General features: G+C 54.5%; 21 protein-coding genes. 18 read left to right on the top strand and 3 right to left on the bottom strand.

Annotated elements, in window-relative coordinates; genetic code table 11:
* The first annotated feature begins 46 nt into the window (after positions 1-46).
* The 18 genes from AC286M_RS07580 to hypD all read left to right on the top strand — a co-directional run bounded on the left by AC286M_RS07580 (position 47) and on the right by hypD (position 22843).
* A complete protein-coding gene (locus AC286M_RS07580) occupies positions 47-1696 on the top strand; it encodes a NuoF family protein (RefSeq protein ID WP_488203801.1) in 1650 nt (549 codons plus the stop codon).
* Between the two features lie 170 nt (positions 1697-1866).
* Complete coding sequence (adhE, locus tag AC286M_RS07575; RefSeq protein ID WP_488203800.1) at positions 1867-4551, top strand: bifunctional acetaldehyde-CoA/alcohol dehydrogenase; 2685 nt, start codon at positions 1867-1869, stop codon at positions 4549-4551.
* Between the two features lie 59 nt (positions 4552-4610).
* Positions 4611-5327 carry a bidirectional hydrogenase complex protein HoxU gene (gene hoxU / locus AC286M_RS07570; protein WP_488203799.1) on the top strand — a complete coding sequence of 239 codons (717 nt, stop codon included), beginning with the start codon at positions 4611-4613 and terminating at the stop codon, positions 5325-5327.
* A complete protein-coding gene (locus AC286M_RS07565) occupies positions 5315-5866 on the top strand; it encodes an NADH-quinone oxidoreductase subunit B family protein (protein ID WP_488203798.1) in 552 nt (183 codons plus the stop codon). The genes hoxU and AC286M_RS07565 overlap by 13 nt, the downstream gene beginning before the upstream one ends.
* 53 nt (positions 5867-5919) lie before the next feature.
* On the top strand, positions 5920-6153 hold the full coding sequence (locus AC286M_RS07560) for a CP12 domain-containing protein (protein WP_488203797.1): 234 nt from the start codon (positions 5920-5922) through the stop codon (positions 6151-6153).
* An 88-nt stretch (positions 6154-6241) separates the two neighbouring features.
* Complete coding sequence (locus AC286M_RS07555; protein ID WP_488203796.1) at positions 6242-7669, top strand: Ni/Fe hydrogenase subunit alpha; 1428 nt, start codon at positions 6242-6244, stop codon at positions 7667-7669.
* 73 nt (positions 7670-7742) lie between these two features.
* On the top strand, positions 7743-8015 hold the full coding sequence (locus AC286M_RS07550) for a (2Fe-2S) ferredoxin domain-containing protein (protein WP_488203795.1): 273 nt from the start codon (positions 7743-7745) through the stop codon (positions 8013-8015).
* A gap of 224 nt (positions 8016-8239) precedes the next feature.
* Complete coding sequence (locus AC286M_RS07545; RefSeq protein ID WP_488203794.1) at positions 8240-8800, top strand: PAS domain-containing protein; 561 nt, start codon at positions 8240-8242, stop codon at positions 8798-8800.
* Between the two features lies 1 nt (position 8801).
* A complete protein-coding gene (locus AC286M_RS07540) occupies positions 8802-10046 on the top strand; it encodes a SpoIIE family protein phosphatase (protein ID WP_488203793.1) in 1245 nt (414 codons plus the stop codon).
* Between the two features lie 76 nt (positions 10047-10122).
* Positions 10123-10668 carry a hydrogenase maturation protease gene (locus tag AC286M_RS07535; RefSeq protein ID WP_488203792.1) on the top strand — a complete coding sequence of 182 codons (546 nt, stop codon included), beginning with the start codon at positions 10123-10125 and terminating at the stop codon, positions 10666-10668.
* Entirely contained in the window at positions 10661-11002 is a 342-nt protein-coding gene (gene hypA / locus AC286M_RS07530) for a hydrogenase maturation nickel metallochaperone HypA (RefSeq protein WP_488203791.1), read from the top strand. The genes AC286M_RS07535 and hypA overlap by 8 nt, the downstream gene beginning before the upstream one ends.
* Before the next feature lies 1 nt (position 11003).
* Positions 11004-11933: a hydrogenase nickel incorporation protein HypB gene (hypB, locus tag AC286M_RS07525; protein ID WP_488203790.1), complete on the top strand. Its 930-nt coding sequence runs from the start codon at positions 11004-11006 to the stop codon at positions 11931-11933.
* Between the two features lie 319 nt (positions 11934-12252).
* On the top strand, positions 12253-15075 hold the full coding sequence (gene hypF / locus AC286M_RS07520) for a carbamoyltransferase HypF (RefSeq protein ID WP_488203789.1): 2823 nt from the start codon (positions 12253-12255) through the stop codon (positions 15073-15075).
* A 106-nt stretch (positions 15076-15181) separates the two neighbouring features.
* Positions 15182-15445 (top strand): HypC/HybG/HupF family hydrogenase formation chaperone, encoded by a 264-nt coding sequence (locus AC286M_RS07515; protein WP_488203788.1) that lies wholly within the window; start codon positions 15182-15184, stop codon positions 15443-15445.
* A gap of 540 nt (positions 15446-15985) precedes the next feature.
* Positions 15986-19663, top strand: a complete 3678-nt coding sequence (gene nifJ / locus AC286M_RS07510; RefSeq protein ID WP_488203787.1) for a pyruvate:ferredoxin (flavodoxin) oxidoreductase — start codon at positions 15986-15988, stop codon at positions 19661-19663.
* Positions 19664-19763: 100 nt separating this feature from the next.
* The gene (locus AC286M_RS07505) at positions 19764-20771 is read left to right on the top strand and encodes a dihydroorotate dehydrogenase-like protein (RefSeq protein WP_488203786.1); all 1008 of its coding nucleotides are present in this window, start codon (positions 19764-19766) and stop codon (positions 20769-20771) included.
* A 67-nt stretch (positions 20772-20838) separates the two neighbouring features.
* Positions 20839-21438 (top strand): hypothetical protein, encoded by a 600-nt coding sequence (locus AC286M_RS07500; protein ID WP_488203785.1) that lies wholly within the window; start codon positions 20839-20841, stop codon positions 21436-21438.
* 268 nt (positions 21439-21706) lie between these two features.
* Entirely contained in the window at positions 21707-22843 is a 1137-nt protein-coding gene (gene hypD / locus AC286M_RS07495; RefSeq protein ID WP_488203784.1) for a hydrogenase formation protein HypD, read from the top strand.
* Between the two features lie 44 nt (positions 22844-22887).
* Here hypD and era read toward each other — a convergent pair whose 3' ends face one another.
* The 3 genes from era to AC286M_RS07480 form a co-directional block, all read right to left on the bottom strand.
* Complete coding sequence (era, locus tag AC286M_RS07490; protein WP_488203783.1) at positions 22888-23913, bottom strand: GTPase Era; 1026 nt, start codon at positions 23911-23913, stop codon at positions 22888-22890.
* Positions 23914-24121: 208 nt separating this feature from the next.
* The gene (locus AC286M_RS07485; RefSeq protein ID WP_488203782.1) at positions 24122-24559 is read right to left on the bottom strand and encodes a secondary thiamine-phosphate synthase enzyme YjbQ; all 438 of its coding nucleotides are present in this window, start codon (positions 24557-24559) and stop codon (positions 24122-24124) included.
* A gap of 209 nt (positions 24560-24768) precedes the next feature.
* Positions 24769-25425, bottom strand: a complete 657-nt coding sequence (locus AC286M_RS07480; RefSeq protein WP_488203781.1) for an HVA1 family protein — start codon at positions 25423-25425, stop codon at positions 24769-24771.
* Positions 25426-25581 lie beyond the last annotated feature (156 nt).

The raw sequence follows: 25581 nt of genomic DNA, 5'->3' as shown, positions 1-25581 counted from the left end.
TCTCGACATGATGAGTCTGCAACGGTGAACAAGGAGAATTTTGATTATGGATTTAACCGAATTAAGAGAAGTTGCTGCGGCTGAGAGAGAGCGCCAAAAGCCGATTCGAGTTCACTGCTGCACCTCCACAGGTTGTCGAGCTGCCCAGTCCACAGCGGTGATGGCGAATATGCAGGCGGCTGTGGAAGAAGCTGAATTGTGCGATCGCATTGAAGTGGTGGGCGTGGGCTGCATGGGGTTCTGTGGGCGAGGGCCGCTGGTGCAGGTTGATCCCAGTGATGATCTGTATGAGGAAGTCGTACCGGAGGATGCGGCCAGTATCATCGGTGCTCTAAATGGTGGTGAAGCGAAGCCGATTAAGGGTGATCCGCAGCATCCATTTTTTGCTCGCCAGCAGAAAATTGTGCGGAAGCACAGCGGCAAGGTTGATCCGGAGCGGATTGAAGAGTATATCGCCGTGGGTGGCTACGAGTCGCTGTATAAAGCGCTGTATGAGATGACGCCGGCAGAGGTGGTGGCGGAAATCAGCAACAGCGGTCTGCGCGGTCGGGGCGGCGGTGGCTATCCCACGGGGCTGAAGTGGGCGACGGTGGCCAAAATGCCTGGCGATCAGAAGTACGTTATCTGCAATGGGGATGAGGGCGATCCCGGTGCGTTTATGGATCGGAGCGTTTTGGAGAGCGATCCCCACCTGGTTCTGGAAGGAATGGCGATCGCAGGCTATGCGATTGGGGCTAATCATGGCTACATCTACGTGCGGGCCGAGTATCCCCTGGCGATTAAGCGGCTGCAAAAAGCGATTCAGCAGGCGAAAAAGTATGGCTTGATGGGCAGCCAGATTTTTGACTCGCCCTTTGACTTCAAGGTAGACATTCGGATTGGCGCAGGTGCCTTTGTCTGTGGCGAAGAGACGGCGCTGATTTTCTCGATTGAAGGCAAGCGCGGCAATCCGCGTCCCCGTCCGCCCTATCCGGCTCAGTCCGGTTTGTGGGACTGCCCAACGCTGATCAACAACGTCGAAACCTTTGCCAATATCGCCACTATCGTCCAGAAAGGCGCTGACTGGTACGCCAGCATCGGTACGGAAAAGAGCAAGGGCACCAAAATCTTTGCGCTGACAGGCAAGATTCTCAACAATGGCCTGATTGAAGTGCCGATGGGGATCACGCTGCGGGAAATTGTGGAGGAAATGGGCGGCGGCGTGCCCGATGGCGAAGTGAAGGCGGTGCAGACAGGCGGCCCGTCCGGTGGCTGCATTCCGGCTTCCATGCTAGATACGCCAGTGGACTATGACTCCCTGATGCAGATTGGCTCGATGATGGGTTCTGGCGGCATGGTGGTGATGGATCAAACCACCAGCATGGTTGAGGTAGCTCGCTTCTATATGGAGTTCTGCCGGGGGGAAACCTGCGGCAAGTGCGTTCCCTGCCGGACGGGGACGGTGCAGCTTTACGCCATGCTGACCAAGCTGGTGAATGGAGACGCCACCGAAGCGGAGCTGGAGCGGATGAAAGCCCTTTGCTACATGGTGAAAGAAACCAGCCTCTGCGGCTTAGGCATGACGGCTCCCAACCCGATTTTGAGTACGCTGCACTTCTTCCCCGAAGAATATCAAGTGCTGTTGCGATCGCCTGCCTATTTAGACGCCACGCATAACGGCAAATCTGCCGATGCCGCGACCGTTTCAGCCTCCTAACTGTTTTCCCCTACGAAACGCCTGGTAGGGGCGAGTTTAGCCCATGAATGGGAATTTCGATCGACATCTAATCCACAAAACTCGCCTTTACGATACGCACGACCAACCTTTCGCGTTCGATATATCCAGCGTTGTTTCAACGCCTATCGCTAAAACGGGATTCTTTAATCATGAAGGTCAACACTATCGACGATCTCAATGCCCTGGTTGCTCAAGTCAAAGCGGCGCAGGCGCAATATGCCAACTTTACTCAGAACCAAGTTGATCAAATCTTCAAGCGGGCGGCGCTCAAAGCGAATGATGCTCGTATCGCTCTGGCCAAACTGGCTGTCGCTGAAACTCAGATGGGCATCGTGGAGGACAAGGTGATCAAGAATCACTTTGCGTCTGAGTACATCTACAACAAATACAAGAACGAGAAGACCTGCGGAGCCATTGAAACAGATAACACCTACGGCTTCCAGAAAATTGCTGAACCGATTGGGGTTCTAGCAGGAATCATCCCGGTGACGAATCCCACCTCGACGACGATTTTCAAGGCATTACTGGCGCTGAAAACCCGCAACGCCATTATCTTTTCGCCCCATCCCCGCGCCAAGGGCTGTACGGCGGAAGCGGCTCGCATCGTGCTCGAAGCGGCAGTAGAAGCGGGTGCGCCGGAGCATATTATCGCCTGGATGGATGATCCGACGATTGAGCTGTCTCAGGCGCTGATGCAGCATCCGGAAGTGAAGCTGATTCTGGCGACGGGCGGCCCCGGCATGGTGAAAGCAGCTTATTCTTCAGGCCACCCGGCCTTGGGTGTTGGCGCAGGCAACACGCCAGCGGTGATTGACGAAACGGCTCACCTGAAGATGGCGGTGTCGTCGATTCTGCTCAGTAAAACCTTTGACCACGGCATGATCTGCGCCTCGGAGCAGTCCATCGTCGTCGTCGATGAAATTTACGATGAAGTGAAACAGGAACTGTGCGATCGCGGTGCTTATATCTTGACTACCGATGAAAAAGAAAAGGTAGGCCAGCAGATTATCGTCAACGGACGCTTAAATGCCGGAATTGTGGGTCAATCGGTATCCGGCATTGCAGATTTGGCAGGAATTACGATTCCGGATCACGTCAAGGTGCTGGTGGGCGAAGTGGATGCAATTGACCACGATGAACCCTTTGCCTATGAAAAGCTATCGCCGATCCTGGCCATGTACCGAGCCAAGTCCTTTGATGATGCGGTCAGTAAGGCCCAACGGCTCGTTGATCTGGGTGGTCGAGGCCACACGTCGGTGTTGTATACCGCGCCCGCCAATCAGCAGCGGATTGAAAAGTTTGAGCAGGCGGTGCAGACGGCCCGGGTGCTAATCAACACGCCGTCTTCGCAAGGAGCCATTGGCGACCTGTATAACTTCCGGCTCGATCCCTCGCTCACCCTGGGCTGCGGCACCTGGGGCGGCAACTCCGTCAGCGAAAACGTGGGGCCAAAGCACCTGCTCAATATCAAGAGCGTGTCCGAGCGGCGAGAAAATATGCTGTGGTTCCGTATTCCGCCCAAGATTTACTTCAAGTACGGCTGCTTACCTGTGGCACTGCGGGATCTGGCGGGCAAACAGCGGGCACTGATCGTGACCGACAAACCGCTCTATGAGCTGGGCATGACCCGCACCGTGGAAGCCGTGCTGGACGACATCGGCATCAAATACGACATCTTCTACGATGTCGAACCCGATCCCTCGCTCGATACCGTGAATCGGGGCTTGGCGCTGATGAACCGCTTCAATCCCGATGTGATCATCGCCTTTGGTGGCGGGTCGCCGATGGATGCGGCCAAGGTGATGTGGCTGATGTATGAACAGCCGGACATCGAGTTTGAAGGGATGGCCATGCGGTTTATGGATATCCGCAAGCGGGTGTATGAGTTCCCGACGACGCTGGGCGCAAAAGCTACGCTGGTCTGCATTCCGACCACTTCTGGCACGGGTTCCGAGGTGACGCCGTTTGCCGTTGTGACCGACAACCGGACGGGGATCAAGTATCCCATTGCCGACTATGCGCTGACGCCGCACATGGCGATTGTTGATCCCCAGTTGGTGATGAACATGCCCAAGTCGCTGACGGCGTTTGGTGGCATTGATGCGCTGACTCACGCGCTGGAAGCCTATGTGTCGGTCTGTGCCTCGGAATTCACGAATGGGCAAGCCCTAGAAGCGATTCGCCTGCTGTTCAAATATCTGCCCAGTGCCTACAAAAACGGAGCCAACGATCCGAAGGCGCGGGAGAAGGTTCACTATGCAGCGACGATGGCGGGGATGGCCTTTGCCAACGGCTTCCTGGGTATCTGCCACTCGCTGGCCCACAAGCTGGGTTCCACGTTCCACATTCCCCACGGCTTGGCCAATGCGCTGATGATTTCCCACGTCATCCGCTACAACGCCACCGATGCGCCGTTTAAGCAGGCCATCTTCCCGCAGTACAAGTATCCCAATGCCAAGTGGCGCTACGCCCGGATTGCCGATTACCTGCAGCTCGGTGGAGCCGACGAGGATGAAAAAGTGGATCGCTTAATCGCCGCCATTGAGCAGCTTAAGGCTGCTGTTGACATTCCCACCGCCATCCGCGATGTGATTCCGGCTAAGACGGCAGACTTTTACCAGATGGTGCAGGATATGGCCGAGCAAGCCTTCGACGACCAATGCACGGGCACGAATCCCCGCTATCCGCTGATTGAAGACCTGAAGCAGCTGTATATCCAAGCCTTTGAAGGGGAAAGCCCTGTGGCTGTGCTCGATCTGAATCAGGCGCTGCAACTGAGCAATGGTCACAATGGTCATGCCTCAGACTGGACGCATGAGGAGGTCAAGATTTAGGTAAGTTGTGGTGGAAGATGCGATCGCAATCTCTAATTAAACGTTTGAGGGGAAATGGTATGGCAGTTAAAACACTCAAAATTGACGATCAGGATATTGCGATCGCAGAAGGCGCGTCTATCCTGGAGGCCGCCAAAGAAGCGGGCGTACGGATTCCGACCCTCTGCTTCTTGGAAGGGGTCAGCTCTGTGGGAGCCTGCCGTCTCTGCCTGGTGGAAATCGAAGGCAGCAATAAACTTTTGCCCGCCTGCGTCACCGAAGTGGCCGAAGGCATGGTGGTGCATACCCAAACGCCCAAGCTGCAAGAGTATCGCCGCATGGCCGTCGAGCTGATTTTTGCTGAGGGCAACCACGTCTGCTCAATCTGCGTCGCCAACGGCAACTGCGAACTGCAAGATGTCGCCATCGAAGTCGGCATGGATCACTCCCGCTTTGCCTATCGCTTCCCGGATCGGGGCGTCGATTTGTCCCACGACCTGTTTGGCATTGACCACAACCGCTGCATCCTCTGCACCCGCTGCGTCCGCGTCTGCGACGAGATTGAGGGGGCACATGTCTGGGATGTGGCCAATCGGGGCGCGGCTTGCTACATCGTCTCCGGTCTGAATCAGCCCTGGGGCGATGTCAGCGCCTGCACCTCCTGCGGCAAATGCGTCGATGCCTGCCCCACCGGATCGATTTTCCACAAGGGCGAAACCACAGGCGAAAAAATCCGCGATCGCGACAAGTTCGCTTTCCTATCCACCGCACGGGAGAAACACGAATGGACAAGATAAAGTTTGCCACGGTTTGGCTAGCGGGCTGTTCCGGTTGCCACATGTCATTTCTCGATCTGGATGAGTTTTTGATTGAGCTGGCGGGTTTAGTAGATGTGGTCTACAGTCCGGTCGGATCGGATCTGAAAGAGTATCCCGAAGGCGTGGATGTTTGCCTGGTGGAAGGCGCAGTAGCCAACGAAGAAAACCTGGAGCTGATTTACCACGTGCGCCGCCGCACCAAACTGCTGATTTCCTTTGGTGACTGCGCGGTGACGGCCAACGTGCCCGCCATGCGGAACCTGCTGCGGGAGGGCGCTAAGCCCGTTCTAGAGCGCGGCTATTTGGAACTGGCGGACGAAAATCCCCATTTACCCCACGCGCCGGGCATCGTGCCGGAACTGCTAGATCGCGTTTTACCAGTGCATGAAGTCGTACCCATTGATATTTTCATGCCCGGTTGTCCACCCTCAGCAGATCGGATTCGCGCCACCTTGGAACCGCTGCTCCAGGGTCAAACACCGGAAATGGTAGGCCGCGACATGATCAAATTTGGTTAATTTAGTTAATTTATTGATTTCACTTGACTGGGAGAAGCGAAGGAGACCTGGCCATGAGCGTTGACAGTACAAAATTCCAAGCCGAACTCGATGATGCGATCGCAGAAGCCCATCGCATCCAAGCCGAAAAAGGAGCGGACTCACCGGAATGTGCCGCCGCCTGGGATGCCGTTGAAGAAATGCGAGCTGAGGTATCCCACCAGCATCAAGCGTCGCCGACATCTAATTTTCAGAAATATGTAGACGAGCATCCCGACGCGCCGGAAGCCCGCATGTACGACGACTAAACCGCGGCTCGCCGATCTATCTATGCCCACAAGCTATGCCCACAAGCCATACCCCGTGTTTGACCAGGGGTGAAGGGAGGTTTACGAAATGTCTAAAACGGTTGTGATTGATCCTGTCACTCGGATTGAGGGTCACGCCAAGATCTCCATCTTTCTCAACGATGCCGGAGAAGTCGATAAAGCCCAATTTCACGTGGTGGAATATCGGGGATTCGAGAAATTTTGCGAAGGCCGCCCCTTCACCGAAATGGCTGGAATTACGGCTCGTATCTGCGGGATTTGCCCCGTGAGCCACCTAATTTGTGCTGCCAAAACGGGCGATAAAATCCTGGCGGTGAAAGTGCCAGTCGCGGCAGACAAACTGCGGCGCTTGATGAACTTGGCCCAAATTACCCAGTCGCACGCCCTTTCGTTTTTCCACTTGAGCAGTCCCGATTTTCTACTCGGCTGGGACAGCGATCCGGCCAAGCGCAATGTGTTTGGACTGATCGCCGCTGATCCAGAACTGGCCAGAGCGGGCATTCGCCTGCGTCAGTTTGGTCAACAGATCATCGAAATCCTGGGTGGGCGCAAGATTCATGCCGCTTGGACGGTGCCCGGTGGAGTCCGCTCCCCGCTGAGCGAAGAGGGTCGGGCCTGGATTGTCGATCGGCTACCGGAATCCCTTGCTACCGTCCGCAAAGCCTTGGATATCTTCAAAGGGCTAATCAACGGCCCGATGCAGGAAGAAGTGAACGTGTTTGGCGAATTCCCGTCGCTGTTCATGAGCCTGGTTGGTAAAGACGGCGAGTGGGAGCATTACGATGGCTATCTGCGCTTTACCGACAGCAACGGCAATATCGTCGCCGATCACCTGAGTGAGGATGACTATCAGGACTTCCTGGGTGAGGCGGTGGAAGACTGGTCGTACCTGAAATTCCCCTATTACAAACCCCTGGGCTATCCCGGCGGCATCTATCGGGTGGGGCCACTGGCGCGGTTGAACAACTGTAGCCACATTGGCACTCCCAGCGCCAATGCCGAACTGCAAGCCTTTCGGGAGTATGCGGGCGGCGTACCCACTTCGTCGTTCCTCTACCACTATGCGCGGCTGATTGAGATTCTGGCCTGTCTCGAAAAAATTCAGGTGCTGATGGATGATCCGGATATGATGTCTAGCCGAGTTCGTTCCGAAGCGGGCGTGAATTCCCTGGTCGGCATCGGTGTCAGCGAAGCACCACGGGGTACGCTTTTCCATCACTATCAGGTGGATGAAAATGGCCTAATCAAAAAGGTCAACCTGATTATTGCCACCGGACACAACAATCTGGCCATGAACAAAACCGTCACCCAGATTGCCCAGCACTACATTCATGGCGAAGAAATTCCCGAAGGCTTCTTGAACCGCGTCGAAGCAGGCATCCGCTGTTATGATCCCTGCCTTTCCTGCTCAACTCATGCGGTGGGCCAAATGCCGTTGCACATTCAACTGGTGAAGCCGGATGGTTCGGTGGCGAAAGAGATGTATCGCGATTAACTGAGAGAGGAAGAGAGGTGCGATCGCACTTCTCCAAATCTGCCCATGTTGCTACTAGGGAGGGAAGAGCCAGATGGCCAAAGAAAACTTATTTCTCTGTATGGGATCGGCCTGTCATCAACTGGGTGTCTATGACGTACTGCCCAAGCTGCAAGCCCTCATCCAAAAGCACGGTCTTGAACAGGAGATTGAGCTGAAGGGGTCATTCTGTCTGGAAACCTGTAGCCAAGGCATCGTCATGAAGTTCCACGACACCTGCTTTTCCAACATCAGCCCTCAAAATGTCGAATCTAAGTTTGAAGCCGAAATTCTGCCGGAAATTCAGTCAGCTCTGTCGGCGGTTTAGGTTAGGGGTAGGGGCGAATGGCGTATGCGTTTAGCGTAGCTGTATGATCCCCCGCTGTCGCCGCCCCCTTAAAAAAGGGGCTATTCCAACTTCGGCTCAAAGTTCCCCCTTTTTAAGGGGGATTTAGGGGGATCTAGCAAAGTGCCACGCTCAATGCATACCGAATGGCCATTCGCCCCTACCCGATTTAATGCTTCCAGTCCCCATTCTCAGCTTGTTGCACCATGCTGATACCTACCGTGACTGCTAACGTACCCAATCACCTCTGGCAACTCCTCTGGGAATATGACCCCAATGGTCTAATCGTGGTGGATGCCGATCTGTATATCAAGCTGGTGAATCCGGCCTTTTGTGAGATGTTTGGCATTCAGCCAGATGATGCCATCGGTCAGCCAGCGGAAACGATTTTAGACGATGTCAGCGACTTTAAGCGGGTGTGGGAAACGGGCACGGTGATTCGCAATCAGCTCAAGCAGTATACGCAGCCGCTGCTGTTGCTCAACCAGGTGATTTTCTCCATTGCAGATGAGGGCATCATTGCCTGCATCATGACCGACTTCAGCCATCAGCTAGCGCAAAAGCAGGCGCTCACCAAACTGAAGCACGAGACGATTAAGCAGGTTAACGAAGTCGTCGATCACCAAATGAAAGTGGTGCAGGAGATCGCCGGACTGCTGGGCGAAACGACCGCCGAAACCAAGGTCAGCCTGCTGAAGATTATTCAGATGCTACAGCAGGAAACGAGCGATTCTTTGCCGTTGTTGAATCCCGATGAGCAGCCGTGACATGGAACAGATTTTGTCTTCAACACGGGCCGATGTCGATGTGGATGCCACCGTTCGTTCTTCGCCTCTGACTGCTGTGATGGAAGCCGACAATTTTCTCGATATTGCAGTCAGCAGTTTGAATAAGCAAGGCGAAGAGCTGTGCGGCGACAAGGTGAAGTACCTAAAAACCGATGATCAGGTGATTATCGTCCTGTCAGACGGTTTGGGCAGCGGCGTGAAGGCAAATATTTTGGCCACGCTCACCACCGAAATTCTGATCACGATGCTGAATGCGGATGTGCCGCTGGAAGAAGTCCTGAAGACAGTAATTGCGACGCTGCCGATCTGTCAGGTGCGAAAGATTGCCTACTCCACGTTCACGATTTTGCGGATTAATCCGGCCAGTAACCACTTTCGCGTGATTAATTTCGACAATCCGGCTCCGTTCTATTTCCACCAGGGTAAGGCCGTCAAGCTAGAGCTGAAAACGCAGGAAATCCTCGGTCGTAAAATCCAAATTGGTGAAGGCTATCTGCAACGGGGCGATTTTCTGGGCGCGATTAGTGACGGGGTGCTTTATGCGGGCATGGGCATTACGCTGAATTTTGGCTGGGGCTGGGAGAATATCGCGAGTCATATTGAGCAGGTGTTGGTGAATCGCGCTCACACGGCTCGCACCATTATTCGCGAGGTGATTCGGCATACCCATGAGCTGTATCAAGGCGCAACCGGGGATGATGCCACGTTTGTTGGGGTGTATGTTCGCCAACGCAAGCCGCTGCTGATTTTTACGGGGCCACCGCTGGATGCGGAGCAGGATGAGGTTTACGTCAGCCGCTTTCTGGAGTTTGAAGGGCGCAAGGTGATTTGCGGCGGTACGACTGGCAACATCGTGGCAAATTTCCTGGGCGAAATGATCGACATGGATTTGTCCACCATGCGGCGGGAACTGCCACCCATTGGCATGTTGAGCTGCGTGGATTTGGTCACGGAAGGGATTTTGACGCTCTCGAAGGCGACGGAGTATATCCGCAACTGTCACTGTGATGTGAGCCAGCTTCAGTTTGACAATAACGGTGCCTACTTGCTCAGCAAAGAGATTTTGCAGGCGGATTCGATTCACTTTCTGGTTGGCCAAAGCATCAATGAGTTCTATCAAAATCCGCTGCTGCCCAAGAACATCTCGATTCGGCGCAGTTTGGTTGAAACGCTGGTCGATGTGCTGAGGGCGGGGCAGAAGGAGGTGATGGTGGAGTATTGCTAGGTGAGGGGGAGCAGGGGAGAGAGGGAGTGGGAGGGTGGATGGGTAGATGAGTGGATGGGTAAGGAGTAGGGAGTAGGTGAGAAAGGGGGTGGGAGTGGGGATGGGTGGTGGTTGCGATGTAGGGAGTAAGGGGGGTAAGGAGATGGTGAGGGTGTTGGTGGTTGGGTATGGCAATACGTTGCGGGGGGATGATGCGGTGGGGTATGAGATTGCGGAGGAGGTGCAGGATTGGGGGTTGGCTGGTGTGGAGGCGGTGGCTTGTCATCAGTTGACGCCGGAGTTGGCGGATGCGATCGCAACTTTCCAATCCATTATTTTCGTAGATGCTGCGATCGCATCTGTCACCACCTCATCGGATATCACGCTGGCGCGGGTTGAACCGAGTGAGCAAAACCCGTTTACGACCCATGCGTCTACGCCCTCGGCGTTGCTGACCTTAGCGAAGTGGCTTTATGACGCGACACCTGTGGCGTATCAGCTGACGATTCCAGCGATTGAGTTTGAGTTTACGGAAAGCCTGTCGCCTGTGACGGCTGAGGGCAAACGACTAGCGCTGGCGCAGTTACGCCGGATGTGTGAAGACACGCAATCCTCTGCAATGGGAGGCTACGCGAATGCATGAAGTGAGCATCATGGAAAGCACGCTGGAACTGGCGGAGCAGTCGGCCCAGCAGCAGGGCGCAACGCGGATTCACCAGTTGACGCTGCGGGTGGGTGAGCTGTCGGGAGTGATTCCGGAGGCGCTGCGGTTTGCCTTTGATGTGGTGGCCCAGGGCACGATGGCGGCAGCGGCCAAGTTAACCATTGAATCGGTGCCTGCGGTGTGTCATTGCCCCGTTTGCGATCGCGACTTTCAGCCACCGGACATCATCTATGAATGTCCCCACTGTCACGGGCTAGCGACGGAACTGCGGCAGGGCAAAGAATTAGAACTTGTATCGTTGGAGGTGTCTTAAGATGTGTCAGGACTGCGGCTGTAGCCAAGTTGGCGCGGTGACGATTGACGGTATAGAAATGCCCGCGCATTCACATGAGGATACGCATGGTCACGCCCACGATCACATGCATGATCATCCTCATACCCATTCACCCTCCCACTCTCCTACCCTCCCACCCGATCACCCATCTACCCATCCACCCATCCACCCTCATACTCACCCACCCGATCACAACCATTCCCACACCCTAAAAGTTCATCAAGGCATCCTGAGCAAAAATGATCGCTTAGCCGCCCAAAATCGCCAATCATTCAAAGCAGCAGGTGTCCTAGTCCTCAACGTTCTCTCCTCCCCAGGAGCCGGAAAAACGGCGCTTATTGAACGCTTAGCTCAAGATTTAGCCGCGCAAACGCCTCAAGATGGGCCGCAGTCTCTCAAAATGGGCGTTGTTGTGGGCGATTTAGCGACGGACAACGATGCTCAGCGACTGCGGCAGGCAGGTGCGCCAGCGGTGCAGATTACAACGGGTAATGCTTGTCACCTAGAAGCGGAAATGGTGGCGCAGTCGCTAACCCGATTAGACCAGTGGCCGGAGTTCGATCTGCTGGTAATTGAAAATGTGGGTAATCTGGTGTGCCCAACCAGTTATGACCTGGGTGAAACGCTGCGGGTGGTGTTGCTGTCTACGACAGAGGGAGAAGATAAGCCGCTGAAGTATCCGGCCACGTTTAAGAGTGCGGATGTGGTGTTGCTGACGAAGGTGGATATTGCCGAAGCCGTGGGTTGCGATCGCACTTTGGCCCTCTCCAATATTCAACGAGTCGCCCCACAAGCCAAGGTGTTTGCAGTCTCAGCCCGCACAGGCGCAGGATTAACCGATTGGTATGAATATCTGCTGGGTCAGCTTGGGCAGGTTGAGCGTAAGCCTAAAACCACCTTGATTTCATAAACGTTGTAGGGTGTGTATAGCCCTTCGGGCATGGCTACGCTAAAGCGAAGCGTAACGCACCGTTCACGGATTTACCTTGATGTAGTTGAGGTGTGGGAAAAACCCCGTTTGTGGGGGCGCTTGCCCCCACGCCCCGCTGGAGGACGGTCGCGTCCCCCAGCCCCCCTCCGAAAAAATAACCTGTTGGGTTAATTAAGGATTGTGAATTAAATAGCCTGTCAATCATTCCAGCCGTAGGGACACGGCATTGCCGTGTCCCTACCCAAAAATTTCACCTTATTAAATCCATGTTCCTAAGAGTGATCTGAAGGGTGTTGTTATGGTCACAATACCGTGTTCCAAATTAAATATTCGCCAGCGTTTGAGTCTTCATGTGGAGGGGATTGTGCAGGGTGTGGGCTTTCGGCCTTTTGTGTATACGCTGGCGCGGTCGGTGGGGGTGACGGGCTGGGTGCAGAATACGGCGCAGGGTGTGTTTATTGAAATTGAAGGGACAGCGGCGCAACTGCAATCGTTTCAGCAGCGGTTGGAGGCGGAGAAGCCGGAACATGCGTGGCTTCAGCGAGTGGAGGTCACGCCGTTAGAGAGTATGGGCGATCAGGACTTTCGAATCCTCCCGTCTTCTGAAACAGCGGCGAAAACGGCTTTAATTCTGCCCGATCTGGCCACCTGTCCCACCTGTCTCGCAGAAATGTGGGAGCCGACGAATCGCCGCTATCGCTATCCGTTTATCAACTGCACCCACTGTGGCCCCCGGTTCAGCATTGTGCGATCGCTACCCTATGATCGACCGCATACGACAATGGCAGGATTTCCGCTTTGTCCTGACTGTCGGCGAGAGTATGAAGACCCCTGCGATCGCAGATTTCACGCGCAGCCGAATGCTTGCCCCACCTGTGGCCCGCATCTGGAACTGTGGGATCGAGAAGGTAACTGTTTAGAGCAATCTGATCCAGCGCTTCGGCAGGCAGCGGCGGCACTGTTACAGGGTCAAGTCCTGGCGCTGAAGGGTCTGGGTGGTTTTCACCTGATGGTGGATGCCACTAACGAAGCGGCGGTGCAAACGCTGCGACAGCGGAAGCATCGACCAGATAAGCCGCTGGCGATCATGTTTCCGTCGTTGGCAATGCTGCGCGATTACTGTGAGGTATCCGATGCCGCCGCGCAGGTGCTGCAATCGGCGGCGGCTCCGATTGTGCTGTTGCCCTTGCGCACGGATGGCGCAATGCTCTCGCCTGGGTTAGCTCCCGGCAATCCCTCTATCGGCGCGATGTTGCCCTATACTCCGCTGCATCATTTGCTGCTGGCGGAGGTGAATCGCCCCGTTGTGGCAACGAGCGGTAATTTGTCCGGTGAACCAATTTGTATTGATGAGCGGGACGCTCTGGAGCGTCTGGGCCAGATTGCCGATAGTTTCCTGGTACACAATCGCCCAATTGCCCGTCCGGTGGACGATTCGATTGTGCAGATGGTGCAGGATCAGCCCGTGACGCTGCGGCGAGCCAGGGGCTACGCGCCATTTCCGGTGATGCCGCCTGTGCCCTCATCCCCAGCCCTTCTCCCTCAGGGAGAAGGGAGCAATTCTCCGGAAGTCCCTCTCCCAAAAGGCTACTGTTTATACATAAGTCTCCTAGACTTCGTTTCGACGTTGAGATCCCCCCTAGCCCCCCTTAAAAAAGGGGGAATTGGCTCAAAGTTCCCCCTTTTTAAGGGGGATTTAGGGGGATCAGTCTGGGATTTAGAAGGACTATTCAGGATGTGTATAAGCAGTAGCCCACAGGGAGAGGGATTTAGGGTGAGGGCCACAAACGCCGAACGACAACAAGATGTAGTTATGCTGGACGTTCCGCTCCCTGACGATACGAAGACTTTGGGTTCTAGTTCGGCGTTGAGATCCCCCCTAGCCCCTCTTAAAAAGGGGGGAACTGACTCAAAGTTCCCCCTTATTGAGGGGGATTTAGGGGGATCGGTTCGGGGTGTTACACAACGCAAAAACGCTGTTATTCTCGCCGTTGGCAGTCACCTGAAAAATACGGTTGCCCTGCATCTGCATGGCCAAACCTTAATCAGTCAGCATTTGGGAGATTTAGACACACCGCAAGGGTGCGATCGCTTTAAAGAAACAATTCAGCATCTCTGTGGTTTGTACGATTTGCAGCCCACGGATGTAGATGCGATCGCACATGATGCCCATCCCGATTACTACTCGACGCAGCTTGCTAAGGCAATAAATAACGCTCCAAAACTAATACCTGTCCAACATCACTATGCTCATGTTCTGTCCTGCATGGTCGATAACCAGTGGCAGCCGCCTGTGCTGGGCGTTGCCTGGGACGGCACGGGGTATGGGCTAGACGGCACGATTTGGGGCGGTGAGCTGCTGTGGATTCCGTCGGCCAATGCACCAGCGCCGGGGTTTGAGCGGGTGGGGCAAGTGAAGCCGTTTCCGCTGCCGGGGGGTGAGCGGGCGGCGGTGGAGCCGCGCCGATCGGCGATTGGGCTGCTCTACAGTTGCCTGGGCGATCGCGCGTTTGACTATTCGCATTTGCCCTGCTTCCAGGCGTTTACCGCTCAAGAGCAGACGGTGCTGCGCCAAATGCTGCGCCGAGGCTTAAATGCGCCGCTCACATCCAGTATGGGACGACTGTTTGATGCGGTGGCATCACTACTGGGACTCTGCCAGCAGGCTAGTTTTGAGGGGCAGGCGGCGATGGCGCTGGAATTTGCGATCGCGCATCCTATAGACCATCCCACAGATCAAATCTATCCCTATGCGCTGCATCACTTGCCGGATTCTTCGCTTCAGTTCGATCCGAGTCCGATGGTGCTGGCGATTTTGGATGACCTGGCGAATCGAGGGTCAACGGCGGACACTGCAGCAACATTTCACAATACTTTAATTGCCGCATTAGTGGAAATCATTCAGCATTTATGTAAGCGGTATCCAGAACTACAGAAAGTAGCTCTCACAGGCGGATGTTTTCAAAATCGCTATTTGTTGAACCGCGCCATTCAGCAGATCCAGGCCATGAATCTATCGGTTGGTTGGCATCAAACCATTCCCACCAATGACGGCGGCATTTCGGCTGGGCAAACAATGGCAGCACTGATTGAGTTAAACAATCAGTTAGTTGTCAAATAGAGTTGAAGATTAAGACGTTCAGGCGCTGAGCAAATTAAACAATCATTTGGTTGCTAAATAGACCATTTCATTCGCATTAATTACGACATTTTTAGGGCATTTAATTATGTGTCTTTCAGTACCCGGAAAGCTTGTTAGTATTACTGATCAAATCAGCAGTCAAAATCAGGACTCTGACGACTCATCGCTGTGGCGCATGGGCAAGGTTAGCTTTAGCGGTGTGCTGCGAGAGGTCAGCCTGGCCTACGTTCCAGAGGCTCAGGTGGGGGACTATGTGCTGGTGCATGTTGGCTTTGCCCTCAGCGTCATTGATGAAACAGAAGCTGCCGAAACATTAAGTTACTTGGATCAGCTCAATCCGACTAATTAATCAGAACTATAGTGGAAGTATGGCTTGGTTAATTGATCTTTTTATTGATACGAGGTTGGTTGAAGTATTAAGGATTAATTAACTGTTTGCTGTTGTCGTCGTTATTAATTTTTGCCAGGATTTTTGCCAGCTTCTGTCAATCATTTCTTAATTATTATTCTTGGCAGATGAGCCATTTAATGTATTGGATGGAACGATATAAAGCCCAATCCCGATCTAAGATTTTGTTGCAAGAAGACTGATCAAGGAAAAATTTCAGACTCAATCCTGACTTGATCAAGACTGATTCAGTGTATTCACTAGCCCGATTTACTGGCCCGATTTGCTGGCCCGATTCATAGCCGACTTATAGATTGATAGTTTCGCAGGTCATTCAAAGATTTTTCGCAATTTATTTGTCGTTTGCACCACTGCGATATGGCAGAGTTTGCCAAAGAGTCTACCAACTCGTTTGCAGCGACAACCACCAGATGTAGCCGGGTGAGTCTAACTCATCCTGTGCATCCATTCATCGTCAAGCTTTCTCGCGAGGAAAGAGCCATGCTATCTCAAACCTTTGCCACGCTGGATGGGAACGAAGCCGTTGCCCGCGTTGCCTATCGCCTCAGTGAAGTCATCGCCATCTACCCCATCACCCCCGCTTCACCCATGGGCGAATGGGCCGATGCTTGGGCATCCGCAGACCAACCCAACCTATGGGGATCGACTCCATCAGTGGTTGAGATGCAGAGCGAAGCGGGTGCAGCCGGAGCTGTCCACGGGGCACTCCAGGCGGGCACGTTGACCACGACGTTTACCGCGTCTCAAGGGCTGCTGTTGATGATCCCCAACCTTTACAAAATTGCGGGAGAGTTGACCCCAGCCGTGATTCACATTGCGGCTCGTTCCCTAGCGGCTCAGGGATTGTCCATTTTTGGCGACCACAGTGACGTGATGGCTGTGCGGTCAACGGGCTGTGCGCTGCTCTGTTCCGCGTCGGTGCAAGAAGCTCAGGATTTAGCGGCGATCGCAACTCGGGCCACGCTGGAATCGCGCATTCCCTTCCTGCATTTCTTTGATGGGTTCCGCACCTCGCACGAAATTCAGAAGGTGTCGCTGCTGCCGGACGAGATCCTGCGGGAGTTCATTTCTGATGACTATGTGCTGGCGCATCGGGCACGGGCGCTCACGCCGGATCGACCCGTGATTCGCGGTACGGCTCAGAACCCGGATGTCTACTTCCAGGCGCGGGAAAGCGTCAACACCTATTACAACGCTGCCAGCGAAATTGTGCAGCAGGCAATGGATGACTTTGCCAAGCTGACCGGACGGCAGTATCGCCTGTACGACTATCACGGTGCGCCCGATGCCGAGCGAGTGGTGGTGCTGATGGGTTCCGGCTGCGAAACGGCCCATGAAGCGGTGGATGCGCTGGTGGCTCAAGATGAGAAAGTCGGCGTTCTGAAAGTGCGGCTCTATCGTCCATTTGATTTGCAAAGCTTTGTCGATGCCCTACCCAGCACTGTGAAGGCTTTGGCCGTCTTGGATCGCACCAAGGAACCGGGCAGCACGGGCGAACCGCTCTACCTGGATGTGGTTGGCACGCTGGCTGAAGCGCAGCGATCAGCGGTGAAAGTGGTGGGCGGTCGCTATGGCCTGTCCTCCAAAGAATTCACGCCTGCAATGGTTAAGGCTGTCTTCGATAACTTGACCGCTGCTGAGCCGAAAAATCACTTCACGGTCGGCATCAACGACGATGTTACCCACACCTCGCTTGCCGTTGATCCCGCCTTCTCGACGGAATCGGATCAAGTGGTTCGTGCCATCTTCTACGGCCTCGGTTCGGACGGTACCGTTGGAGCCAACAAGAACTCGATCAAGATCATTGGCGAAGAAACCGATAACTACGCCCAGGGCTACTTCGTCTACGACTCGAAGAAGTCCGGCTCCGTGACCGTGTCGCACCTACGCTTTGGGCCAGAGCTGATTCGCTCCACCTACCTGGTGTCCAGCGCCAACTTTGTCGCCTGTCACCAGTGGCAATTCCTAGAAAAGTTTGACCTGCTCTCAGCAGCGAATCCCCAGGGCACATTCCTGCTCAACAGTCCCTACAGCCCAGAAGAAACTTGGCAGCGACTGCCGGAGTTTCAGCGGGAAGCGATTATCCGCAAGCAGCTCCGCTTCTACGTGATTAACGCTTCTCAAGTCGCTAAAGATGCAGGTATGGGGCAGCGGATCAACACCGTGATGCAGGTGTGCTTTTTTGCGATCGCAGGTGTACTACCGCGAGAAGATGCGATTGCTCAAATTAAGCAGTCCATCCGCAAGACCTATGGCAAGAAGGGCGAAGCGGTGGTGCAGATGAACCTGAACGCTGTCGATCAGACCCTGGATAACCTGTACGAAGTCGATTACCAGAGCTACGCAGCGATTCCCGCTGCCGACGGTGCGGCTCCCGGTTCCTGGGTGCCCGACACCGCGCCCGCCTTTGTGCGCAACGTGCTCGGTAAGATGATGGCGCGGCAGGGCGATGAGATCCCGGTCAGCGCCCTGCCCGTAGACGGCACCTATCCCTGCGGCACGGCCAAATGGGAGAAGCGCAATATCGCCGATGAAATTCCGGTTTGGGACCCCGATGTCTGTGTCCAGTGCGGCAAGTGTGTCATGGTCTGTCCCCACGCGGTCATTCGAGCCAAGGTCTATGAACCTAACGTGCTTGAAGGCGCACCCGCTACGTTTAAGAGTACCGATGCCCGCGATCGCGACTGGTCAGGCGAAAAATTCACCATCCAAGTCGCTGCCGAAGACTGTACGGGCTGCACCCTCTGCGTCGATGTCTGCCCCGCTAAGAACAAGGCGGAACCGCGCAAGAAAGCGCTGAATATGGAGCCACAGCTACCCTTGCGGGAGCAAGAGCGGGAAAACTGGGATTTCTTCCTCAATATCTCCAATCCTGACCGCCAAGGCTTGAATCTGCATAAAATTGCTCACCAGCAAATGCAGGAGCCGCTGTTTGAGTTCTCCGGTGCCTGTGCGGGCTGTGGTGAGACGCCGTACATCAAACTGGCGACGCAGCTATTTGGCGATCGCATGTTGGTGGCCAATGCTACGGGTTGCTCCTCTATCTACGGCGGCAACCTGCCGACCACCCCCTGGAGCTACAACGCCGAAGGACGGGGGCCAGCCTGGTCGAACTCCCTATTTGAGGACAACGCCGAGTTTGGCATGGGCTTCCGCGTTGCGGTAGACAAGCAAACGGAATATGCCCGCGAGCTAGTGCAGCAGCTTGCCTTGACCGATACTGGCCCGATTCCCCGCGATTTGGCAACGGCCATCCTGGCTACCAACCAAACGGACGAAGCCGAAATCTTTGAACAGCGGGGGCGGGTCGCCACGCTGAAGCAGCAGATTGAACAAGCACTGGCCGCTACCACCGAAGCCAGTCAGCGCCAGAAACTGATGGCTCTGAAAGCGGTGGCCGACTACCTGGTCAAGAAGAGCGTTTGGCTGATTGGCGGTGACGGTTGGGCCTATGACATCGGCTACGGTGGTTTGGATCACGCTCTGGCCAGCGGACGCAATATCAACGTTCTGGTGCTTGATACGGAGGTGTACTCGAACACGGGCGGCCAAATGTCCAAGTCCACTCCACGGGGTGCCGTCGCCAAGTTTGCGGCAGGTGGCAAACCTGCACCTAAGAAGGATCTGGGGCTGATGGCGATGACCTACGGTAACGTCTACGTGGCCAGCGTCGCCATGGGTGCCCGCGATGAGCATACCCTACGCGCCTTTATGGAAGCCGAAGCTTATGAGGGGCCATCCCTGATCATTGCCTATTCGCACTGTATCGCCCACGGCATTAACTTGGCTGACGGTCTGAAGCAGCAAAAAGCAATGGTGGATTCCGGTCGCTGGCTGCTCTACCGCTATGACCCTCGCCGGACAGAGCAGGGCGAAAACCCGCTGGTGATTGATTCCCGCTCGCCCAAGCTGCCCGTGGAACAGGCCATGTATAGCGAAAACCGCTTCAAGCTGCTGACCCGCACCAAGCCGGAAGCCGCTAAGCAACTGGCCGAGCTAGCCCAGTCCGACGTAGACACGCGTTGGCAACTGTACCAGTCTCTGGCCGCTCGGCACATGCAAACCAATGGTCACGATGCCGGACAAGAATCGGGTAACGGTCACAAACCCGCCTCGGATTCGTCCTCATCCGCACCGCCAACGGGTTCAACCGTTTAGTCCTCGCGTCCCGGTGCGATCGCAGGTGTTGTAAATATGCGATCGCACCTTTCCCTTCATTGATTCGCTCGCTATTTATCAATTGGTCAGGAGAAACCACATGGATTTAACGACTACCTATCTGGGATTAAACTTGCGATCGCCCCTGGTTGTAGGTGCAGCGGCTATCCTCTCCGAAGACCTGGATAATCTGAAGCGGATGGAAGACGCTGGCGCAGCGGCAGTTGTGTTGCACTCCCTGTTTGAAGAGCAAATTGAGCAAGACATGTTCGATCTGCATCACCACATGCAGCAGGGCACCGACAGCTTTGCTGAAGCCCTCACCTACTTCCCCGAACCCGACGTGTTTCACGTTGGCCCGTCGCTGTATCTGGAGCATATTCGCCGCGCCAAAGAAATGGTGCAGATGCCGATTATTGCCAGTCTGAACGGCACCAGCATGGGCGGCTGGACAGACTACGCTCGCCAAATTGAACAGGCCGGAGCCGATGCCCTAGAACTCAATATCTACGCCATTCCTACCGACATCACCCTCTCCGCCAGCGACATTGAGCAGCAGTATTACGCCATCGTCCGCGCCGTCAAAGCCGCCGTGACCATCCCCGTTGCCGTCAAGCTCAGCCCCTACTTCACCAGCCTGGCCCATGTCGCCGATCAGCTTACTGCGAACGGTGCTGACGGCCTAGTCCTGTTCAATCGTTTTTATCAGCCCGACATCGACGTAGAGGCTCTAGAAGTCAAACCCCACGTCCTGCTCAGCACCCCCCAAGATCTGCGCCTACCCATGCGCTGGATCGCCATTTTGTACGGACGGGTCAGCGCTGATTTTGCCGCTACGGGCGGTATTCACCACGGTGTGGATGTCATCCGCATGGGCATGGCCGGAGCCAAAATCTCCTACATCGTCAGCGCCCTCCTGCGCCACGGCATTCACCACCTGCGCGACATCGAAACCGAACTCGTCCGCTGGCTAGAAGACCACGAATACGAATCCTACCAATCCCTAATCGGCACCATGAGCCAACGCGCCTGCCCCGACCCCAGCGAATTCGAACGCGTGCAATACATGAAAGCCGTTCAAACCTACCATCCGACACTGCCTGTGTGATCTTTGATTTGCAGAAGCAAATCCAGGGAAAACTTTTACTCAGAGTGTTGTTGAGCTTTGAGATGATATGTCCATACAGGTTGGTTTGCAGCAGTTATCGCCTCAAGTTCTGGAATATATCCAGCAAGGCGAAAACTTCCTTGATGTCTTTTTGCGTGCTGACAGAATCGCAGATTCAAACAATATTGAGGAAATTGAGGCTGAATTTAATCTATCCGACGGAGATCGCCTGAAAGTCCAGGTTCATCAAATTAACCTTGCTCAAATTGTTGAAGAAGGTAAAAGGAATCAGCGATTCGATTTATGTAATGGATGGCGAGAGCTTCATGATGTTCTGAACTATGATACGGAGGAGGTTTCATACCTTACGACTGAAAAGCTCATCAAAGGTCGCAACTGTATCTGTGTCAATGCAGTACTTGGTGTGACTCAATTTAAGTACGGTGACATTTATCGTTTTTTGACAGCGGATGAGGTTGTACAAGTTTCGACTTTGCTGTCCGAAATCTGTGAAAGCCTTGAGGAACGACTTGAGCTTCTAGAGATAGATTTAGATGAGTCTTGGGATGAAGACGATATCAGCTTTGAGCAATTTTTTCAGGATTTTGTTGACTACTACGTTTCTGCAAGCAATCAAGGCAATGCCATGCTGATTGTCATCACATAATAGGCTCTGTAAACAATCGTCTAGATTTCTTTAAGCCTCTATATTTCCAAAGGGCGAACGCCGTTTGCCCCTACGCCACAGAGAAACACCCCATACCCCCCATGACCCCCAACCATTGACACCCACAGATTAGTTTTTTCGGAGGGGGTCTGGGGGACGCGACCGTCCTCCAGCGGGGGCGTGGGGGCAAGCGCCCCCACAAACGGGGTTTTTCCCACCCAACAAAACCATTTAACAAAAGCGCCCCAAAGCAACACCTAAACCACCCATGAAATTCGTTGACGAATACCGCGACGCAGATCTCACCCAACACTACGCAACCGCGATCGCAGATCTCACCACCCGCCCCTGGACACTGATGGAAATCTGCGGCGGCCAAACCCACGCCATCGTCAAATACGGCCTGGATAGATTACTCCCGCCTGAAATTACCCTAATTCATGGCCCCGGCTGCCCTGTCTGCGTCACCTCCGCCGAAGTGATCGACACTGCGATCGCACTGGCTCGTCAGCCCAATGTGATCTTCTGCTCCTTCGGCGACATGCTGCGCGTCCCCGGTTCCGTCCCTGACTCGGCCAGCGGCGCACCCGTCCCCACCGACCTGCTCAGCGTCAAAGCCAACGGCGGCGATGTCCGCATGGTCTACTCGCCGCTGGATGCCCTGACCATTGCCCAAGCCAATCCCGACAAAGAAGTCGTCTTTTTCGCTGTCGGCTTTGAAACCACTGCACCCGCTACCGCAATGGCCGTTTATCAAGCCAAACAGCAGGGCTTAGACAATTTCTCGTTACTCGTATCCCATGTATTAGTGCCGCCCGCCATGGAAGCGTTACTCTCCTCACCAGACTGTCAGGTGCAGGGCTTTTTAGCAGCGGGTCACGTCTGCACCGTGATGGGCTATGAAGAGTATGGTGCGATCTCAGATCGGTTCCAGGTGCCTATTGTCGTCACGGGCTTCGAACCTGTGGACATTCTGCAAGGCGTTTATCTCTGCATTCAGCAGCTCGAATCCGGTCGGGCCGAAGTGGAAAACCAGTATCGCCGCTCCGTCCGGCAGCAGGGCAACACCACCGCTCAGCAGGTGATTCAGCAGGTCTTTCAAGTCGTGCCCCAAATCTGGCGCGGCCTCGGCGAAATTCCTCAAAGCGGCCTTGGTCTACGCCTAGAGTATGCCCAGTTTGATGCCCTGCAAAAGGGAATTTTGACCACTCCGGTGCAGCCCGCTACCAATGCCACTGAATGCATCAGCGGTCTCATTCTCCAGGGACTCCGCAAACCGGAAACCTGCCCCGCCTTCGGCACCCGCTGCACCCCCGATCATCCCCTCGGCGCACCAATGGTGTCATCTGAAGGAGCCTGTGCGGCCTACTACCGATATCGTCAGCGGACACTGACGACGATTTAACTGGTAAGAAAAAAGCGCTGCAACGCAGCGCTTTTTTCTTACGATTATTCTTCCACCCGATACCCCAATTCCGCCAACCGCGATCGCGACTGCCGCCACTTGGGCTGCACCTTCACAAACAGCTCCAGGTAAACCTTTCCAGCAATTAGCTTTTGAATTTGCTGCCGCGCATCGGAGCCGATGGCTTTGATCATGGCACCGCCCTTGCCGATGATGATGCCCTTTTGCGACTTGCGCTCCACGTTCACCGTCGCCAAAATGCGCGTAATATCCGGTTCCTCATCCACCCGGTCAATTGCGATCGCAACTGAGTGGGGCACTTCCTCCCGCGTGTGCAGCAAAATCTGCTCCCGAATTAGCTCACCCATAATGAACCGCTCCGGCTGATCGGTGACCAGATCCGGCGGATAGTAGTAGGGGCCAGGTTCCAAATGCTGAATCAGCGCGGCTTGCAGGTCTTCTACACCTTCTCCGGTCACGGCTGAGAACTTGTGGATTGACCAACCGTGAGCTTTAGCCATCGCGGTATAGCTTCGCTCCATGATTGAGGCATCTACTGAAGCGTCGTCGGCTTGCAGGTCAATTTTGTTGATACCGAGTAAGACGGGAGTTTTTTGCTCCGCCAGCAGCTCGGCAATAAAGCGATCGCCGCCGCCCGCTTCGCTTGTCGCTTCCACGACAAACAGCACCACATCAACAGACTGAATCGCAATCCGCGCATTTTGCACCAATACCTTTCCGAGCTGATGGTGCGGCTTATGAATCCCCGGCGTATCGACAAAAATAATTTGCGCGGCGTCGGTTGTCAGAATGCCCCGCAGCCGATTGCGCGTCGTCTGGGCAATAGGGGAGGTGATGGCGATTTTCTGCCCCACCAGATAGTTCATCAAGGTTGACTTGCCAACATTGGGGCGACCGACAATGCCGACAAATCCCGACCGGAATCCTTCCGGCGCAGCGGGAATCAGCGGCAGGCCAAAGTCAAGTGATGGAGTTGGCGTATCGGTGTCGGTGTTATCTGGAATATTATCTGCGATCGCATCTGACAATGGATTAGTTTTTGAAATCACGGAATTAGAGTCGGTCATAGAAGGCGGAATTTGGGTTGTAAAGGGCTGTAGAGGGCATGAAACTCTGTAGGTTGGGTTGAGCAACGCGAAACCCAACAGCTTCAGGGAATTGCGATCATGAAAGCAATGTTGCGATCGCACATTGATTTATTGATTGCTGATGTTGGTTTTATGCTTCAGCTCAACCTACGAGTTCACCCGCAAAAAATTAATAGCCGGAGACATGTACGATCACTTCACGGTGATGGCCTCTGGCACGGTGTTCCCAGAGGTAAATGCCTTGCCAGGTGCCGAGCAGTAGCCGACCGTTGCCGACTGGGATATTCTCGGACGTATGCGTTAGAGCCGTCCGCAGATGGGCGGGCATATCGTCGGGGCCTTCGGTGCTGTGAATGTAGGAGTTATCTTCGGGAACGAGCTTGGAGAAAAAGCGCTCCATGTCGCGCAGCACGTCGGGGTCAGCGTTCTCTTGAATCACGAGGCTGGCTGAGGTGTGACGTAAAAAGACGGTGCATAATCCGGTTTGGATGCCCGACTGGCTGACCACATCCCGAACCTCGGCAGTAATTTTGTGGAGTGATTTGCCCGAGGTACGAATGCTGAGACTTTTCTGAAAATGCTGAGTGTTGGAGGTCGTCGTTGTCATAAGTGAAGTTGTGACAGTATCTGCTTTATCCATCTTAGATGGACACGCGCCGATGGATCAGCAACTTCTATAGCGGTAGCCATGTTGGTTAGGACATTTTTGTAGCGCGGCTCCGCCGCACTACAAAAATGTTCGTGTCTTAACCTAGCTGACTACAGCTATATGTCGGGTTGTAGGGGCAAATGGCCATTTGCCCCTACGAATGTTAGCTATGACTTGAGCGGATCGTGGCCCCAGTTCATCAGGGAGTAGCGCCAGTTGGTGTCCTCAATATCGCCAGAAGGCTTCTGGGCTGAGTGACGATGCACGTAGCTGACGACCCGTTTCATCTGGTGAACATCGTCATCGTCGTAGTCAGACTTGTTCTTGTTGAGCAGTTCGATGATGTATTTCCCGGATTTGCGGCCCTTCGACTCGCCATCGCCTGAATCTTGACCAACGGACTGGCTTTCGTCAGTCTGAAGCCAGCGCTCAATTTCCTTGGCGGTCATATTGACGGCATCCTTAAAGTCTTGCAGCGCGGTATCCAGTTCATCAGCGTCCGGCTGCTGTCCAGAAGACGAGTGAGCCGTCTTGTCTGATGTGTCTGATTTAGATGCGTCTGCTTTTGACGTGTTGGATTTGGATCTGGATTGAGATTGAGAGCCGGATACCCTGCGCAACGTGTCAGGACGATGTCCGGTTACAGTGCCCGTGCTGTCATTTTTCACCAGGTAGCGTGGATCATCCTCAGAGGCCGCAACGGTTTGACCATGTACCGTCGTGTTTTGGGTCACTTGTTTTTGAATTTCGCCGGTTGTTGTACCGGAGCCAGCGCTCCATTCGACCCGATCGCCCGGTTTGAACTGATTTGCCTGCTTTGCCATTAGGGGGTTGTCCTCTCGATGTACTGATAAGTTCAACGTAGAGAGAGGCTATTCGCGCATCATCAATCGTATTAGCGAAATTTTTAGCTCCGATGTCTTCAATTGGGACGACCCATGCGGCTCCATTGCCCGCCTCCGTCGTAGGACAGTAGGGGC

The organism is Thainema salinarum CENA647 (genome assembly GCF_057732415.1).
The sequence above is the reverse complement of the archived record's forward strand: the minus strand, read 5'-3'. Positions and strand labels throughout refer to the sequence as shown.

What these genes read in the sequence shown, in the direction of transcription:
- AC286M_RS07580 (WP_488203801.1), top strand. Translation starts at nt 47, where the DNA reads ATGGATTTAACCGAATTAAGAGAAGTTGCTGCGGCTGAGAGAGAGCGC.
- adhE (WP_488203800.1), top strand. Translation starts at nt 1,867, where the DNA reads ATGAAGGTCAACACTATCGACGATCTCAATGCCCTGGTTGCTCAAGTC.
- hoxU (WP_488203799.1), top strand. Translation starts at nt 4,611, where the DNA reads ATGGCAGTTAAAACACTCAAAATTGACGATCAGGATATTGCGATCGCA.
- AC286M_RS07565 (WP_488203798.1), top strand. Translation starts at nt 5,315, where the DNA reads ATGGACAAGATAAAGTTTGCCACGGTTTGGCTAGCGGGCTGTTCCGGT.
- AC286M_RS07560 (WP_488203797.1), top strand. Translation starts at nt 5,920, where the DNA reads ATGAGCGTTGACAGTACAAAATTCCAAGCCGAACTCGATGATGCGATC.
- AC286M_RS07555 (WP_488203796.1), top strand. Translation starts at nt 6,242, where the DNA reads ATGTCTAAAACGGTTGTGATTGATCCTGTCACTCGGATTGAGGGTCAC.
- AC286M_RS07550 (WP_488203795.1), top strand. Translation starts at nt 7,743, where the DNA reads ATGGCCAAAGAAAACTTATTTCTCTGTATGGGATCGGCCTGTCATCAA.
- AC286M_RS07545 (WP_488203794.1), top strand. Translation starts at nt 8,240, where the DNA reads ATGCTGATACCTACCGTGACTGCTAACGTACCCAATCACCTCTGGCAA.
- AC286M_RS07540 (WP_488203793.1), top strand. Translation starts at nt 8,802, where the DNA reads ATGGAACAGATTTTGTCTTCAACACGGGCCGATGTCGATGTGGATGCC.
- hypA (WP_488203791.1), top strand. Translation starts at nt 10,661, where the DNA reads ATGCATGAAGTGAGCATCATGGAAAGCACGCTGGAACTGGCGGAGCAG.
- hypB (WP_488203790.1), top strand. Translation starts at nt 11,004, where the DNA reads ATGTGTCAGGACTGCGGCTGTAGCCAAGTTGGCGCGGTGACGATTGAC.
- hypF (WP_488203789.1), top strand. Translation starts at nt 12,253, where the DNA reads ATGGTCACAATACCGTGTTCCAAATTAAATATTCGCCAGCGTTTGAGT.
- AC286M_RS07515 (WP_488203788.1), top strand. Translation starts at nt 15,182, where the DNA reads ATGTGTCTTTCAGTACCCGGAAAGCTTGTTAGTATTACTGATCAAATC.
- nifJ (WP_488203787.1), top strand. Translation starts at nt 15,986, where the DNA reads ATGCTATCTCAAACCTTTGCCACGCTGGATGGGAACGAAGCCGTTGCC.
- AC286M_RS07505 (WP_488203786.1), top strand. Translation starts at nt 19,764, where the DNA reads ATGGATTTAACGACTACCTATCTGGGATTAAACTTGCGATCGCCCCTG.
- AC286M_RS07500 (WP_488203785.1), top strand. Translation starts at nt 20,839, where the DNA reads ATGTCCATACAGGTTGGTTTGCAGCAGTTATCGCCTCAAGTTCTGGAA.
- hypD (WP_488203784.1), top strand. Translation starts at nt 21,707, where the DNA reads ATGAAATTCGTTGACGAATACCGCGACGCAGATCTCACCCAACACTAC.
- AC286M_RS07485 (WP_488203782.1), bottom strand. Translation starts at nt 24,559, where the DNA reads ATGACAACGACGACCTCCAACACTCAGCATTTTCAGAAAAGTCTCAGC.
- AC286M_RS07480 (WP_488203781.1), bottom strand. Translation starts at nt 25,425, where the DNA reads ATGGCAAAGCAGGCAAATCAGTTCAAACCGGGCGATCGGGTCGAATGG.